Below are 16,109 nucleotides of genomic sequence, written 5' to 3' on the forward strand. Positions count from 1 at the left end.
GTAAAAGTCAAGATTTGATATGACACCCTATACAATATAGATTACCCCTCCCCTACTAATTCTTTATCTTCAATTACTGGGGCATAGCTACTATATGCAAGCCTATGAGCATAATCCGAATCCTTAGGTTCGTTAACAACTTCTTGGGTTATCTCACATTTTGCACTACTACATTTTTTACCAAATAATAAGTACCCCAACAATAAATTACCTTGCCAATCTACTACTAATTTATTATTGACACTATCTCTTATAGTAGATGTTTTATCACCTATAAGTTTAGTTGCATCTTGTGATATTGTCTGTTTTGCGTCAATGGCATTATGCATTATTATAGGATGTAGTCTACTATCAGTATTACTTTTACCAATATCATCTTTAAAATCTAGCATATTATTATCATAATTGTCGCCAACTATCTTTGGCAATTTATCTACTATACGCCCCCGATGATGATCTGCAATATCCTTATGATGATGATCTCCTCTATGAAAAATTTCTCCATGATGATGACGATGTTTATGATAATACGTATTTTCTAAATCTTTGCTTCTTATAGTTAGATCTTCTATATCATAATCTTTATATGGCATTGGTGTTGGAAGTTGGAACTGCTCGACATCCATACCATACTCTTTTGCCAACTGTATAGCTGTCTTATTATCTTTATTCTTTAGATTTAAATTGGCGTTATTCTCTAGAAGCATCTCAAATATTTTGATATTACGTATTCCTGCTGATAAATGTATTGGTGTATTACCACGCATATCCTGTATATTTATATTAACTTTGTATCCTATTAGATATTCAACCAACTCTTCATTACTACTAGCTACAGCTAAATGTATAGCTGTATACCCATCTTTATCTACAATGTTTAGATCCACTTTGTTTTTGATTAATAAACCGATGATCTCTTTTGCATTATTTTTGACTGCTAAATGTAATATACTACTGCCTGAATAATCACGAAAATTTATAAAGCATGATATCATTTTATAATCACCACTGATTAAGGCTAATTTTACTATCGTATCACCATTATTATTTTCTATATATAATAATATACCATCCATTACTGCATTTAATAGTAACTCAACAACTTCTATAGCATGTTTTTTAACTGCTAAATGTAAAGCTGTATCATCATGATTATTCTGAATACTTAAATTAGCATTATGTTGAACTAAAATAGATATTATTTTTTTAGTCTTAGTATCAATGTTACTATTTATAACATCTGTTTTAATATCTCGTGTAGTGCGTCCCCCCCTATATCTGATATTATTTGTTGCAATGTGTAACGGGGTTTCGCCTAAATGATTCCTTGCATCTATATTTGCGTTATTATTTATACATAATTCAACCATTTCTACATCATTATTTGCTGCGGCATGATGTAGAGGAGTATTGCCAAAACTATCTACAACATTTAAATTTGCTCCATGTTCTATTAAGTTTTCTAATATCTCACTATCGCTATTGTCTACTCTACTATATGATCCTATAGCTTTTGCATAGGCTGCTCCACCCGCACCCATAATACCTCCTCCTATTACTCCGCTGCTTACTCCTCCTATTACTCCTCCTATTACTCCGCTGCCTACTCCTACTCCTACTATTGTTGGTATTGCACTATCTCCATCATCATTCTTTGCGTTTACATCTATTAGATCATTCACTAATTCTTTGTTCTTGATAGCTGTTGCTATAATTACAGGAGTATTACCTTTTGCATCTTGAGCATTAACATTTGCTCCTTTCTCTATTAATAACTTGCAGATATCCGTATTATTATTCTTGATTGCTAAATGTATTGGGCTATCACCATCATAGTTATGTATATTTAAATTTGCTCCTTCCTCTATTAATAACTTAATTACTGCTTTATCATTCTTTTTAATAGCATAATATAAGGCTGTATTACCTTTTGTATCTTGAGCATTAACATTTGCTCCTTTCTCTATTAATAACTTGCAGATATCCGTATTATTATTCTTGATTGCTAAATGTATTGGGCTTAAATTTGCTCCTTCCTCTATTAATAACTTAATTACTGCTTTATCATTCTTTTTAATAGCATAATATAAGGCTGTATTACCTTTTGTATCTTGAGCATTAACATTTGCACCTTTCTCTATTAATAATCTTGTCCATGCTATATTCAATGCCTCTACCGAATGAATTATAAATGTTTCCTTACTGATTATTTCTAATATATTTAAATCTTTAATATTATCTAAGACTCTGCTTAATTGACTGATATCTTGACTAGCAAAAGCCTTTTGTATCTTAATACGCAATACCTCAATATCCACCCCATGTATCTTACTATATAATGCAGCATAAAAACTATGAATAAGCTTACTAAAGCTATCACAACTCTCAACATCTACCACTAATTGCTTCCAATGTATTAATTTCAGTAACTCAAAACCTAGCATATGTGGCTTTAAGTCACGTTTACAATCATCTAAAAACTGCTTATTAATTATAATTTTATTATGAACTTCACTAGTACTTCTCTTATGTTTTGTCTGCAATATGGAAGCTACTCCAGCCCAAATCATACAATCTAAAGATGCTGCAAAACTGCTCTGATCGTCCTCTATCACTTGTGGTAGCATACCAATATTTATTAAGGTTCCTTGACGGATTATATCATTCTCAAGCTCACTTGCTATATCTCTTCTGAGTACTTGTAATTCATGATCATTATATGATCGTAAGCTATTTTGTATAGCATAAATATTTGCATTCCTATCACCTAATAATCGCTGACTAATCCTATGTACATTATCTAATGCAAATAATCCACAATTATGACCATCTCTTTGTTGTATAATACTTATATCATGCACTAATATCTTATTCTGATCTAAAATCTCTACTATGTTACTAGCAATATGATTGCCTAAAGAATCAGTATAATAAGCATGATGTTGATTATTGACTCTATGTAAAACTATACTAACCCAATGACTACCACCATGACCATCTTGTCCTATATTGAGGATGATAGTGCATGGCCTGATATAATTGCTAGCACGGGTAAATTCCAGTATTAATTAAGCCAGATTTATATTTTCTTCCCATACCTCATTGGGTGTTTTATAACCGAGCACTTTTCTTGGTAAATTATTTAAAAAATCCTCAATTTCTTGTAATTGCTTTATTGTTAATTTTTTTATATCTAAAGATTTAGAGTATACTCTGTGCACCATTGAGTTAATCTTCTCTATCAATGGTTGGTAAATTCCAGTATTAATTAAGCCAGATTTATATTTTCTTCCCATACCTCATTGGGTGTTTTATAACCGAGCACTTTTCTTGGTAAATTATTTAAAAAATCCTCAATTTCTTGTAATTGCTTTATTGTTAATTTTTTTATATCTAAAGATTTAGAGTATACTCTGTGCACCATTGAGTTAATCTTCTCTATCAATGGTTTTTGCCATGGAGAATGGCTTTGTTGCATAAATAAGATTTGTAGAGCAAGAGTGGTGATAATCTGGTAAGATGTCCTGAATTCAAAATAATCCAGATTATATGAGATCTCGGAAGAAAGCCCCTTTTAGTAAATCACGCAAGTATTCTAAATATAAAATAACGAATTGGTCAGAATATAATAATTTTTTACGCAATAGGGGTCGCATAGATTTTATGATTGCCAGTGATTTGGCGATTGGCTGGTATGCTGATTACAGAGAGGAAATGAAACGAGGAAGACCTAGACGCTATAGTGATCACGCTATATTACAGTGTTTGAAGATCAGATGCTTATTCGGTCTTAAGTTACGCCAAACCCAAGGCTTTATAAACTGGCTCTTTGAAATATCGGGTTTATCTATTAGATGTCCAGACTATACAACATTAAGTAAGCGTATGAAGTCATTAGATCTTAGGTATTTACATGGAAATCAAGATAAAGAATTTAGTTGTATTTCAATGGATAGTACAGGGATACAAGCCTACACATGGAACGAATGGCTAGAAAATAAGCATGGTAAGCAATATAAGCGTCGCATATGGAAAAAGCTACATATCGTTATAGAAGATCAAGGTATGATACTTGCCGATAGTACCACAGAGCATACTATAGGTGATAGATCACAGATTGGACTACTAATAGCTAATGTCAGAGCCAAGGATTTTCTGGGAGATCGAGGGTATGACGGTGGGCTTTGTTGCATAAATAAGATTTGTAGAGCAAGAGTGGTGATAATCTGGTAAGATGTCCTGAATTAAAAATAATCCAGATTATATGAGATCTCGGAAGAAAGCCCCTTTTAGTAAATCACGCAAGTATTCTAAATATAAAATAACGAATTGGTCAGAATATAATAATTTTTTACGCAATAGGGGTCGCATAGATTTTATGATTGCCAGTGATTTGGCGATTGGCTGGTATGCTGATTACAGAGAGGAAATGAAACGAGGAAGACCTAGACGCTATAGTGATCACGCTATATTACAGTGTTTGAAGATCAGATGCTTATTCGGTCTTAAGTTACGCCAAACCCAAGGCTTTATAAACTGGCTCTTTGAAATATCGGGTTTATCTATTAGATGTCCAGACTATACAACATTAAGTAAGCGTATGAAGTCATTAGATCTTAGGTATTTACATGGAAATCAAGATAAAGAATTTAGTTGTATTTCAATGGATAGTACAGGGATACAAGCCTACACAGGGAACGAATGGCTAGAAAATAAGCATGGTAAGCAATATAAGCGTCGCATATGGAAAAAGCTACATATCGTTATAGAAGATCAAGGTATGATACTTGCCGATAGTACCACAGAGCATACTATAGATGATAGATCACAGATTGGACTACTAATAGCTAATGTCAGAGCCAAGGATTTTCTGGGAGATCGAGGGTATGACGGTGAATCTACATATCAATTGTTGAGAAAGAAGAAGATAAAACCAGTTATTAGACCCCCAAACTCTTCAGTAAAAGTTCAATCGCTTAGGGATAAAACTGAGAGAGATGCAGCTGTTATATATCAACAAAACAAAGGATACCAAGCATGGAGGGTAAAGAATAATTATGGTAGAAGGGAGCGTGTAGAGAACACGTTCTTTCGATTTAAAACTTCTTTTGGTAGTAAGTTTCTATCAAGACATGATCAAAATATGACAAAAGAAATGTCTATTAAATGCCACTTATTAAACAAAATGTTTGAAATTGGTAAACCTATCTCTGTGCCTGTTGGCTAGGCTAGCATTGCGGGGTTAGGGGCAGTATATTCAAAAGCTTATTTATGCAACAAAGCCATAGCTCGCGATATATAGGGACAAAGATTGGCCGTGATAAAAGCACTATATGTTATGAACTCAAGAGAATGAGGCATAATTATAGACCAGATAGGGCTAACACACTTGCTTGCAGTTTAAGGCAAGGTAAGAGAAAAAGAAAATTAGATATTGATAATAATTTACGAGCAGAAATAATAAAGCAGTTAACACAGGGTATTTCACCAGATATAATTTCAGGTAGACGTAAACTATCACGAGATACTGTCAATATTTCTACAGAGAGTATATACCAGTTTATTTATACATCTCCTATAGCACAAAGGCAAAAATTATATTTATCTTTAGCAAGAAAAAGGAAAAATAGGTTGCATCATGGTACAAGAATCAGAAACAAAAGAATTACAATACCAAATCGCGTTTCCATTACTGAAAGACCAGAGATAAATAGAAAGATAGCAGCAATAGGTCATTTAGAAGGTGATTTAACTTTTAACAAAGGTAATCAAAGTCGTAATATAGGCGCTCTTGTGGATATCAGAACACAAAAAGTGTTTCTCACTTTAAACCGTTCAAAAAGAACACAAGATGTGATTGGTAACATGAATAAAAAACTTAAACAATTGTCGCATATAATCAAAAGCATAACGTTAGATAATGGCAAAGAATTTACCAATCATGAACAACTATTGCCAAAATCTGAACGAAAAGTATATTTTTGCAATCCTTATTCTCCATGGCAAAAACCATTGATAGAGAAGATTAACTGTAGAAGTTAAGATTTGATCTTACAGACACTATAAATTTTGCCCCTGATTGTCAGTTAAATTTTGACTGTCAGATACATATTCAAGATACAAGATTTCATTATTCTTTTCAACAGCTAATTTCTTACTATCCTTAAAAGTTTGCATAGGAGTTTTTCCATAACAATATTTACCAGAATGAGGTCTTTCATTATTGAAATACTCTAGCCAGATATCAAGATCTAATTGTAGGTCATCAAGAGCTGTATAAATCTTTTTCCGCATAGCTGTATCAAAGAATTCTTGTTTCATGGTTTTATTAAAACGCTCACACATACCGTTTGTTTGAGGAGAATATGCTTTAGTAGTAGTATGCTCTATACCTTCGATAGTCCGTCCGCCAAAACTCTAAAAGCCTTATAGGCAATAGGGTTTTAAGGCAAAAATGCATAGTAAAATCCATAAGAAAATGAAAGGTTTTATATCAAAAGCTTATGGAAATACAAAAAAATGACAATAAAAAAATGAATGCATTTTGGGAAATAGTGTGGTTTTTAATACAAAAATTTAAAATCAGCCCTCAAAATTAGAGTAATTTGCTCTAAAATCGCACTATTTTTGGAAATTAGTGACACAAGTGATATTTTTTAGAGTTTTGGCGGAGGGACTCGATACTTAGAAATAATTCAAAAGCATGATGCTCTATATTCCCCTTATATTCTGACCCACGATCTGTCAGAATACGAAGTATTGGTATCCCTTGAGTCTCATACCATGGTAACACTCGGTCATTAAGCATATCAGCAGCAGTTAAAGCTGTTTTATCAGTATATAGTTTAACATCAGCTACTCTGCTGTAGCTATCAATAAATACCTGAGAATAAACCTTACCTATACCCTTAAAGTTGCCTACATAATATGTATCTTGGCATCCTAGATACCCTGGATGCTGTGTCTCAATTTCTCCATGAGCTTCTTTTTCATTACGACGCTTCTCTAGCACTTGTAATTGTGCCTCAGTAAGCACAATACCATCTTGAGCCATTTTTGCTTCTAATGCTTTAAGTCTTTTACTGATGTTGTTTAAATCATTACGTAACCAAATTGATCTTACTCCCCCAGGTGATACAAGTACACCTGTCTTTTTAAGCTCATTTGATACTCTTAGCTGACCATATGCTGGATATTCTATTGCCATATCTAGTACTGCTTTCTCTACAGCAGGATCAACTCTATTCGCTATTATTGGCTTTCTTCGACTAATTTCATACAACGCTTCTTCGCCACCAGTTTCATACAGTTCTTTAAATCTGTAATAACTATCTCTACTATATCCCATCGCTTTACATGCTGATGATATACTACCAAGGCTCTTAGCTAATTCAAGTAAACCTAATTTTGGTTTTATTATTTTTTGATTTAAGTTCATTCTTTATCTCCATTTAATAATTAATTTATTTTACTAAATGTAAGATATAATCTCAACTATTACAGATTAACTCAATGGTGCACAGAGTATACTCTAAATCTTTAGATATAAAAAAATTAACAATAAAGCAATTACAAGAAATTGAGGATTTTTTAAATAATTTACCAAGAAAAGTGCTCGGTTATAAAACACCCAATGAGGTATGGGAAGAAAATATAAATCTGGCTTAATTAATACTGGAATTTACCACTGTTTTTGTTGAAATGCTTTATAAGAAGGTTTGCCTGAACCTTGATTCTGTACATAATTACGTAATTTCTGCTCATCACCATGTTTACCTACTGTGCTCATAAAATATCCTTTACTCCAAAACTCACTTCCCCATAATTTTTCTTTAAGATTTGGATATTTCTCAAACATTTTCTTAGAAGTAATACTTTTTATGATTTGAGTTATTTTTGTTGGGCTATACATTGGTATTGACTGTAATAAAAAATGTACGTGATCTTTATCTACTCCTATTTCTAAAAATCTAATTTCATAACGATCTTCTATGTGCTCACAAATTTTACACAAATAATCATCTAGTTCTTGATTGAATATTACTCTTCTATACTTTGCCGGCGTTACTAAATGATATATTAGTACTGTGACATTATGACTCTTATGTATATAACTGCTTTCTTCCATTCAAGTAGTATATCACGACGCAGAGCTCCGGGGAATTAAACCCTGAGAGATTAAATATTCTCTCTTAGCCAATCGAAAACTTTGTTGATCCAGCTGCTATTTTCATCAAGTTTCATATGGGAAAATTCTTTTTGCTGTTTTAGAGCGTGAATTTTTAGCATACCTATAACTGCCGAATAAGCAGCGGGATTATAGTCTTCAGTAAAGCCATCAATAAGCTCTGGCTTACCTATTCTAGTTTGTTTCTCAAAAACCTTACTTGAAAGCTCCTTTAAACCTCTAAGCTGCGATCCGCCTCCAGTAATAACAGTACGATACACTGATATTTGTCCTTTTATTGCCTTATCATATTCAGACTTTACCATTAACAATATTTCTGCCGCTCTTGCTTTTATTACTTCAGCAAGTTTATAAACCGTTACTGCTCCTGCAGGGCTATGGTGAGCATCAACATTAAAATCTTCCATATTAATAATACTATCTTTATCAAAAGAGGATAAAATTGCGTTACCATATAAAATCTTTAATTTTTCAGCTGTAGCAAGGTCAGTACCGAAAACTTTTGCAATATCAGAACTAATATGAAAACTACCTATATTTACGTGTCCTGTATATATCAATTTACCGGCAAAGAAAATACCAAAAGAAGTGGTTTTATCACCTATATCTATAATCAATGAACCGAGGTTTTTTTCATCATTTGTAAGACAGCTAATCGCAGAAGCATAAATGGCTAGAGTAATATTTGTAACTTCAATATGGCATTTAGCAAAACACTGCACGATATTTGATAGCATATTTGACTCAGCTGCAATAATATGTAATTCACAGCCAAGCTCTCTTCCGTACATACCTATAGGATTTTCAACCCTATTATTATCAAGAATAAACTCAAGAGGAAAGTAATGAATAATTTCTTGATCCTTAAATTTAAACTCCTGTAATGCTTTTTGTAAAAGCTTTTTTATATCTTGCTCGGTTATAGTGGCTGTACTAATTTTAATAGTATAATTTATATAATAAGATTTAGTAGTAGCTCCTGATAGCGATAATATAACTTTTTTGATATTTTTATTACAATCTTTTTCTAACGCATAAATTGCTGAAACAATACTACTTTCAGCATTCTTTAAATCTGTTATAACCCCTGATTTTATGCCTTTAGAGTGATGTAAATTTTGACTTGCTACCTTAATCTCACCTTTTTTACTAATATAGGCAGCAATCGCAGCAATTTTACTACTGCCAAAATCAAGTGCTACAAAATTCGATATTTTCTCTTTCATTTTTTATGTTTGTTGTAATTCCAAAAACGTCATTGCGAGGAGTATAGCGACGAGGTAATCTCGTTAAACGTCCTGAGATTGCCACGTCGATGCATTGCATCTCCTCGCAATGACGAGTCTAATTAATACTTCTCAATATAGTACTTATTCTTGTCTCTCAAATCTAACTGTTTGTAGTTTTGATTAAATAGTTTATTTGCTTTATTGAGTGCATCTATATATTTTAAAGCTTCTTCAAAATTCTTTGCCGGTAATTTAATATTTATTCCACCCTTAAGATTTAAATCCCATCTTCTATCCCCACATCTAATAGCAGATGAGGTTTTATTTATTAATGCCGGATATTTTTGTAGCTCATTTACTAGCTTGCTAGCATATATATTTGCCCCCTCCCCTACAACATGTAATAAATGAGGAAATGGCTCTATGTTCTTACTGATTTCATAACCCTCTTCATCAATTAAGAAGAGTTGATTATGGATCTGCCAAATGGCAATAGGTTCTCTTTCAAACAGTTTTATATATATAGTGTTTGGTAATCTTCTTGAAACATATACTTCCTTAATCCATCTATTATTCTTTAAATTATTCCTAATTTTATCTAAATTAAGAGCAAAAATAGAACTACCTTTTTTAGCATTTAAAACTTTTAATATTGTAGGTTCATCAACATTTTGTTGTCCCTCAATTATTACATTCTCAAGTTTAAAGCCAAGTTCTGTAGTTGTTTGATATATATTTGTTGTTAAATAGCTTTTTAACGAAGCAAAATATTTTGTGAAAGCAAACAAACATATAAAGATAATTAAAACGATTTTAAGTATTAATATTGTTTTCTTATAGATTAGTCCTAACTTTCGACGCAATGAAATGTTATTGTTTTTTTTAGCGGTATTTTTTTTATTTGAGCTTGTTTTTTTTCTCATGATTCAAAGCTTGCTGTCTTTAAAATTTCTTCAATCAAATTAACAAAATTTATACCTGCATGAGCTGCAATTTCTGGTACTATCGATAAAGGAGTCATGCCAGGATGCGTATTTATTTCTAAAGCGTATAATTTATTTGTACTGTCTTCTAAAATAAATTCAGCTCTAGCCGCCCCCTTACAATTCACTGTATTATAAATCTTTTCCGACTCTTTAAGCAATTTATCATATATATCGGTAGGCAAAGGAGCAGGACATAGATGCTCGGCAAATCCTTCAGTATATTTAGTTTCATAATCATAGAAACGGTTTTTTAATAGCTTAATTTCTAAAGCTCCTAAGGCTTTACCGTTTAACACTGCTACTTGTAATTCACGCCCTTTTATATATTTCTCTATTATTACCTCATCACCATAAGGCAAATCATAATTAGCAAAGTTAAAATCATCTTTCTCAAATATCACCTCAACACCAATACTTGAGCCTTGTGTAAGCGGCTTAATCACGTATGGGCGTTTTATAGGATCAGTTTTAACATTATCGTTTTTATTTATGACAATACTTTCTGCCATATTAATGTTATTGGTTAAAAACCAGCTTCTAGAATGTACTTTATCAAAAGCAAGGCTTGAGGCTAAAACCCCGCTATGAGTATAAGGAATTCGCATAATATTAAGCAGTCCAGGCAGGCAACCATCTTCACCATATGTGCCATGCAGACAATTAAAAACAATATCAGGCTTTATTTCATTCAGCTTAACAGCAATATCAGCTCCCATATCTATAAAAGTAACTTTATATCCTGCTTCTATTAAAGCTTTGCCTACTCCCTCTGCTGATATCAGCGATACTTCACGTTCAGCAGACATACCGCCCGCTACTAATGCTATATGTTTCTTGCCTTTATCACTTAATATTTTAATTTCTGAGATTTCAACCCAATGTGTTTGATATTTATGCATATTTTATTTTTTTTAATAACGTCTTACAATAATGCGTGTATACATTCCACTTCTGTCATCCCGTGGCTTGTCCACGGGATCCAGTAAATTTAATCCCTGTTGGGTTAAATTCCCCGTGGCTTGCCACGATTATTTGAATCAAAGCAGGACGGTCCGCAGGAAAATTTGCCGTAAATACCCCGTAGGCTTGCCTCGGGGATAGGCAAATTTAGTTCTGCGAATTTATTTTATAATTTTTCTCTGGATCCCGTGGTCAAGCCACGGGATGACACTTTCCCGATTCGCTTTATTTCCCAATTTAATTTAACACCACTATCTTCAAATACTTTCTGTTGGACGAAGTTACCTAGATCCTCTAATGCTTTAGCGGTAGCATTTCCATTGTTTATCATAAAGTTACAGTGAAGTTCTGAGATAGAAGCGTCGCCTATTCTATAGCCTCTAAGTCCTGCTTTGTCAATAAGTTGCCACGATTTAAATCCTTTCGGATTTGCAAAAGTACTGCCGCCAGTACGCTCCTTGATAGGCTGCGTTGATGATCTTGCAGCATTTATTTCATTCATCCGCACTAATATATCTTCACTATTACCTTTATTAACTTTAAAAACAGCTTTGAGAATAATTAAATCTTTTGGCAAATTATTACCACGATATTTAAAACCAATTTCTTTGTTGGTAAATGTTAGAAAGTTTCCTGCAAAATCAATAGCTTCGATTCTTACAACAATATCTTTAAACTCACGTCCGTAAGCTCCGGCATTCATCGCAACACCACCGCCGATAGTTCCAGGGATGCCGACTAAAAACTCAAAGCCGCTAATAGCATTTACCTGACAAAATTTAGCTAAACTAAAATTAAGGCAACTACTACCAACTATTAAATGACCATCATCCGTACAATCGATATTGCTAAAATTTTGACCAAGCTTTATGGTGACGCCCTCTATACCTCCGTCTCGTATGATAATATTCGAGCCTACACCAAAGGTAGTTATTGGTAATTTTTGTTTATTTTGCACTAAGAAGCTTGCTAAATCTTCGCTATCTACAGGCTTAAAAAATATTTCAGCATTACCGCCTACTTTAAACCATGTTAAATGCTTTAAGTTATAGTCTTTCCTATATTCACCTTTTACTATAGGGAGGTTCATGACAAATTACCAAATTTTTGTGGTAATTCATTTGCAAAATTTGAAATATTACCTGCTCCCATCATAATGATCATATCACCAGGTGATGCTTTATTCATTATAACTTCTACAGTGTCATCTAATTTTGCTAAGAAATGTGCTTGATTATGATATTTGAGCTTAGTAATATTATCAATTAAACTTTGCCCACTAATCCCCTCTATAGGGCTTTCACCTGCCGCATATACATCTGTAATATAAAGTAAATCCGCATCATCAAAGCAACGCATAAAATCATCAAATAAATGCTGCATTCTTGAATATCTATGTGGCTGGAAAATGGCAATAACCTTACCATGCTGTTTGTTTGCTATGTTTTTAGCAGTAGATAATGTTGCCTTAATTTCTTCAGGGTGATGAGCATAATCATCAATAACCGAAGCATGATTATATTCAGCCACTTTAGTAAATCTTCTTTTTACTCCTTTAAAGCTATTAAAGCCGTTTTTAATAGCCTTAATACCGAAATCTAACTCCAACCCTACACTGATTGCAGCAAGGCTATTTAAAATATTATGCCTTCCTGGAGTGGGAATAGTAATTTTTGCTATAATTGTAACACCACTTACATTTGGCAAACTAATTTTTACATCAAAGGTAGATGAAGTAATATCTGTACTAATATTAAACGCGGTAATATGAGCATCATCGGAATCAATACCATAAGTGATAACTTTCCGCTCGGTAATATTATTTACTAACTCACGTACTATTTTATGGTCAATACAACAAACGGCAAAACCATAAAAAGGTAAATTTGTAATGAAACTCCTAAAGGCATTAATTAATGTATCAAAATCTTTGTAATAATCTAAATGTTCCGGATCAATATTGGTTATTATTGCAATAGTCGACGGAATACTGATAAAAGTTGCATCTGACTCATCTGCTTCAGCAATTAAATAGTTACTTGAACCAAGATAAGCATTTGTTGACCTATTATTAATAATACCACCATTAATGACTGTAGGATGTAAACCAGCTGCCTCAAATAAGCAAGCAACTAAAGAAGTGGTAGTAGTCTTACCATGCGAACCAGATACCGCTACCGAGCATTTTAACCTCATAAGTTCAGCAAGCATTTCTGCACGTCTGATAATTGGGATTTTACGCTCCAAAGCTTCTTTTACTTCCGGATTATTTCGATTAATTGCCGAAGAAACAACAACATACGAGACATTTGTAATATTTTGTGGTGTATGACCAACAAATATTTTAATGCCATATGCTTCTAAACGTTTGGTATTATAATTTTCTGATAAATCAGAGCCTTGCACCTTATAACCAAGATTATGTAATATCTCAGCAATGCCGCTCATTCCAACGCCGCCAATGCCAATAAAATGTATAGTTTCTAAAGTTTGATTAGTTTTTTTTAATTCAAGTAACAGCATTTAAGTTAATTTTTAAAATTGAGTTGTGCATATATGGTTTTAGGGATTTTGTCAAGTACTATAAAACGTCATTGCGAGAAGATGCATAGCATCGCCGAAGCAATCTCAGAATGTTAATACTAGATTGCCGCGTCGAAACTGCGTTTCTCCTCGCAATGACACTACTCCACCCTATCAAATTTTGCTTCGGAGTAGTAATTGCCTTGCAAGCCACCTACTTTTAGATCTATTAAAAACTTAGCTATTTCGCCATTTTCGACAAATTCAGCTACTGTTTCAATATTTAAATCTTCTGAGATCTTTATTAGTCTTGCAACAAAATATCTACTTTGTACATCGCTTGTAATACTACGGACATATTTGCCATCAATTTTTATAATATCAATAGGCAAGCTTTGAAGTTGTTTAAAGGAAGTAAAGCCTGAGCCGAAATCGTCTAAAGCAAATTTACAACCAAACTTACGTAACTTATTGATAAATACGTTTATTTTATCATAATTCTCGTTAAAAGAAGTCTCGGTAATTTCGATAATTAAACGATCTCGAACATCATAAGTTTTTAATAAACTTTCTGCTATCTCCCATAAAGCTTCATCAGTCGTGCCAATATTTGAAATATTAACAGATAGCATTAAATTAGGATTGTTTACAAGCTCATGAATACTCATCTCTAAAACAATCTGATCAATTACAAAAATTAATCCTTTATTTTCAGCAATAGGAATTATAGGACCAACAGAAATATAAGCACCATTCTCATCCGGTATTCGAAGCAGACATTCATAATAATGTACTTTCAAAGTTTTTCGATCGATTATAGGCTGATAAGCAAATCGCATAGTTTTTTTAGCTAAAGCTTGTCTAAGCAAATTGAGTTGTAAATTAGACTTTTTTATATTCTCTAAATCATGATCATCAGAGTTATATTCACGATAATAATAATTATTATTCTGTGAAAGTAACATATTTAGTATTTTCTCAATCTCTTCTGCATTAGCACTTACTTTTGGGAACTCACTACTCGCAATACAACAATTTATATAGATTTCCGGTCGCTCATCATTTATATATAGCTGGGAAGATAAATATAACTTTCTGGCAAAACTTTTAATTAGATCAGAATCGGTAATATCTAATATAAATAATATGACATCTTTTTTTGTTTTTCTAAATTTTAGAGGAATATCAAGCTTTTTGCTTACATTTTCAATAATTTTTTCTAAATCCTGAATTATGAAATTCTTATTTGGTTCGATGAATACGATTTCATCATAATTCAATAATTTACAGGCAAAACATACTCCCCTCCCTACTTCATCCATTTCAGCTTGCAAAACTTTATATTCTGCGATTAATTCTGACATTGCCATTTTGATAATAAAATTATATATTCTAACAAATACTAAGATATTTTTTCTATAAATAAAATAAAAATATGAGCAGAATAGACAGGGTAACTAAAAGCTTAAGTGTCTTAAAACCACATTTTTGCGAAATAATAGACGAAAGTCATAAACATGCTAGTCATTATGACGGAATTCACAGCCATATTAAAATAAAAATCTCTGCGGAAATTTTACAAGGCAAAAGCCTAGTCGCCAATCATCGTACCATTAACAACCTCCTTGCCGATGAATTCCAAAATGGCTTGCATGCTCTATCACTTGAGGTATTTTAAAATGAAAACAAATGATTTATTAAAAGTAGCGACAGGTGCTAGCAGCGTTTTACATAAAGCGATAAATAATATAAAAGATAAAAGCTGCGACGTGATTGAGGATAAAATACTTAAAGGTAATTATGTTACTAGGGAAGAATTTGAACAATTACAAACCCTAGTAATAAAATTAAAGAAAGAAATAGCGGAGATGAAAAAATAATTATACTCCTAATAAATGAAAAGTTGGGTAGACGAAGTTTTATTTGAAAAAGAACATGGAGTCTGTAAGCCGAAGAGCGGAGCGTATACTTAATGATAGTACCGGACAGTTTTTGTTATGTGTCATTCCCGCGGAAGCTGGAATCCAGCATAAAGCAAGATACCTAAGCTTTTAATTTTAAAAACTTGCTGCTTTTATATTTATTTTTCTGGATTCCCGCCGTTGCTAAGAATGACATATAAGGTCACCTATACCTGAATAAAATATAACATTTTTTTAAAACTGTCAGGTATAGCTTAATCCATTAAGATACTGACACTAAATTGTCTATCCGCCAAAAACA

12 protein-coding genes and 6 pseudogenes are annotated in these 16,109 nt (G+C 32.7%); 6 read left to right on the forward strand and 12 right to left on the reverse strand.

The annotated features are described in order from the left end of the window. Positions 1-41: 41 nt before the first annotated feature. From AAHI98_RS15135 to AAHI98_RS15145, 3 genes and pseudogenes are all read right to left on the reverse strand, one after another. Complete coding sequence (locus AAHI98_RS15135) at positions 42-2,861, reverse strand: ankyrin repeat domain-containing protein (RefSeq protein WP_342226360.1); 2,820 nt, start codon at positions 2,859-2,861, stop codon at positions 42-44. 207 nt (positions 2,862-3,068) lie between these two features. Then, positions 3,069-3,251 (reverse strand): annotated as a pseudogene (locus AAHI98_RS15140) (IS30 family transposase); the annotation flags it as partial. 17 nt (positions 3,252-3,268) lie between these two features. Next, positions 3,269-3,466: pseudogene (locus AAHI98_RS15145) on the reverse strand (IS30 family transposase); the annotation flags it as partial. An 83-nt stretch (positions 3,467-3,549) separates the two neighbouring features. Here AAHI98_RS15145 and AAHI98_RS15150 point away from each other — a divergent pair. From AAHI98_RS15150 to AAHI98_RS15160, 3 genes and pseudogenes are all read left to right on the forward strand, one after another. Then, positions 3,550-4,233, forward strand: a complete 684-nt coding sequence (locus tag AAHI98_RS15150; RefSeq protein WP_342226363.1) for an IS5 family transposase — start codon at positions 3,550-3,552, stop codon at positions 4,231-4,233. Between the two features lie 31 nt (positions 4,234-4,264). Beyond that, entirely contained in the window at positions 4,265-5,227 is a 963-nt protein-coding gene (locus AAHI98_RS15155; RefSeq protein ID WP_342224734.1) for an IS5 family transposase, read from the forward strand. 44 nt (positions 5,228-5,271) lie between these two features. Then, positions 5,272-6,030, forward strand: a pseudogene (locus AAHI98_RS15160) (IS30 family transposase); the annotation flags it as partial. 30 nt (positions 6,031-6,060) lie between these two features. Here the strand turns inward: AAHI98_RS15160 and AAHI98_RS15165 are convergent. Together AAHI98_RS15165 and AAHI98_RS15170 are read right to left on the reverse strand one after the other, a co-directional pair. Further along, a pseudogene (locus AAHI98_RS15165) lies at positions 6,061-6,399 on the reverse strand (integrase core domain-containing protein); the annotation flags it as partial. Positions 6,400-6,652: 253 nt separating this feature from the next. Then, positions 6,653-7,438: pseudogene (locus AAHI98_RS15170) on the reverse strand (helix-turn-helix domain-containing protein); the annotation flags it as partial. A 62-nt stretch (positions 7,439-7,500) separates the two neighbouring features. On the opposite strand from AAHI98_RS15170, the pseudogene AAHI98_RS15175 reads away from it, so the two are divergent. Beyond that, positions 7,501-7,668: pseudogene (locus AAHI98_RS15175) on the forward strand (IS30 family transposase); the annotation flags it as partial. Positions 7,669-7,681: 13 nt separating this feature from the next. Here AAHI98_RS15175 and tnpA read toward each other — a convergent pair. The 7 genes from tnpA to AAHI98_RS15210 form a co-directional block, all read right to left on the reverse strand. Continuing rightward, on the reverse strand, positions 7,682-8,128 hold the full coding sequence (gene tnpA, locus AAHI98_RS15180) for an IS200/IS605 family transposase (RefSeq protein ID WP_342226365.1): 447 nt from the start codon (positions 8,126-8,128) through the stop codon (positions 7,682-7,684). A gap of 50 nt (positions 8,129-8,178) precedes the next feature. Next, a complete protein-coding gene (gene ftsA, locus AAHI98_RS15185) occupies positions 8,179-9,414 on the reverse strand; it encodes a cell division protein FtsA (RefSeq protein ID WP_342226366.1) in 1,236 nt (411 codons plus the stop codon). 122 nt (positions 9,415-9,536) lie between these two features. Further along, positions 9,537-10,340 (reverse strand): cell division protein FtsQ/DivIB, encoded by an 804-nt coding sequence (locus tag AAHI98_RS15190; RefSeq protein ID WP_342226367.1) that lies wholly within the window; start codon positions 10,338-10,340, stop codon positions 9,537-9,539. After that, positions 10,337-11,302, reverse strand: coding sequence for a D-alanine--D-alanine ligase (locus AAHI98_RS15195; protein ID WP_342226368.1), 966 nt, complete (start codon positions 11,300-11,302; stop codon positions 10,337-10,339). Before AAHI98_RS15195 ends, AAHI98_RS15190 begins: the two co-directional genes overlap by 4 nt. A 227-nt stretch (positions 11,303-11,529) precedes the next feature. Beyond that, positions 11,530-12,453 (reverse strand): UDP-N-acetylmuramate dehydrogenase, encoded by a 924-nt coding sequence (gene murB, locus AAHI98_RS15200; RefSeq protein ID WP_342226369.1) that lies wholly within the window; start codon positions 12,451-12,453, stop codon positions 11,530-11,532. Further along, positions 12,450-13,886 (reverse strand): UDP-N-acetylmuramate--L-alanine ligase, encoded by a 1,437-nt coding sequence (murC, locus tag AAHI98_RS15205; protein ID WP_342226370.1) that lies wholly within the window; start codon positions 13,884-13,886, stop codon positions 12,450-12,452. Before murC ends, murB begins: the two co-directional genes overlap by 4 nt. A 161-nt stretch (positions 13,887-14,047) precedes the next feature. Further along, positions 14,048-15,265 (reverse strand): EAL domain-containing protein, encoded by a 1,218-nt coding sequence (locus AAHI98_RS15210; protein ID WP_342226671.1) that lies wholly within the window; start codon positions 15,263-15,265, stop codon positions 14,048-14,050. A gap of 56 nt (positions 15,266-15,321) precedes the next feature. Between AAHI98_RS15210 and AAHI98_RS15215 the strand changes: the two genes are divergently transcribed. Continuing rightward, a complete protein-coding gene (locus AAHI98_RS15215) occupies positions 15,322-15,564 on the forward strand; it encodes a BolA family protein (RefSeq protein WP_342226371.1) in 243 nt (80 codons plus the stop codon). A gap of 1 nt (position 15,565) precedes the next feature. Continuing rightward, positions 15,566-15,766, forward strand: coding sequence for a hypothetical protein (locus AAHI98_RS15220; RefSeq protein ID WP_342226372.1), 201 nt, complete (start codon positions 15,566-15,568; stop codon positions 15,764-15,766). Positions 15,767-16,109: the final 343 nt, after the last annotated feature.

The sequence above is a fragment of the Rickettsia endosymbiont of Urophora cardui genome, assembly GCF_964030725.1.
Lineage (GTDB): Bacteria > Pseudomonadota > Alphaproteobacteria > Rickettsiales > Rickettsiaceae > Rickettsia.

Excerpts from the sequence above, each read along its gene's own strand:
- AAHI98_RS15150 (WP_342226363.1), top strand. The coding sequence starts at position 3,550 with ATGAGATCTCGGAAGAAAGCCCCTTTTAGTAAATCACGCAAGTATTCT.
- AAHI98_RS15155 (WP_342224734.1), top strand. The coding sequence starts at position 4,265 with ATGAGATCTCGGAAGAAAGCCCCTTTTAGTAAATCACGCAAGTATTCT.
- tnpA (WP_342226365.1), bottom strand. The coding sequence starts at position 8,128 with ATGGAAGAAAGCAGTTATATACATAAGAGTCATAATGTCACAGTACTA.
- ftsA (WP_342226366.1), bottom strand. The coding sequence starts at position 9,414 with ATGAAAGAGAAAATATCGAATTTTGTAGCACTTGATTTTGGCAGTAGT.
- AAHI98_RS15190 (WP_342226367.1), bottom strand. The coding sequence starts at position 10,340 with ATGAGAAAAAAAACAAGCTCAAATAAAAAAAATACCGCTAAAAAAAAC.
- AAHI98_RS15195 (WP_342226368.1), bottom strand. The coding sequence starts at position 11,302 with ATGCATAAATATCAAACACATTGGGTTGAAATCTCAGAAATTAAAATA.
- murB (WP_342226369.1), bottom strand. The coding sequence starts at position 12,453 with ATGAACCTCCCTATAGTAAAAGGTGAATATAGGAAAGACTATAACTTA.
- murC (WP_342226370.1), bottom strand. The coding sequence starts at position 13,886 with ATGCTGTTACTTGAATTAAAAAAAACTAATCAAACTTTAGAAACTATA.
- AAHI98_RS15215 (WP_342226371.1), top strand. The coding sequence starts at position 15,322 with ATGAGCAGAATAGACAGGGTAACTAAAAGCTTAAGTGTCTTAAAACCA.
- AAHI98_RS15220 (WP_342226372.1), top strand. The coding sequence starts at position 15,566 with ATGAAAACAAATGATTTATTAAAAGTAGCGACAGGTGCTAGCAGCGTT.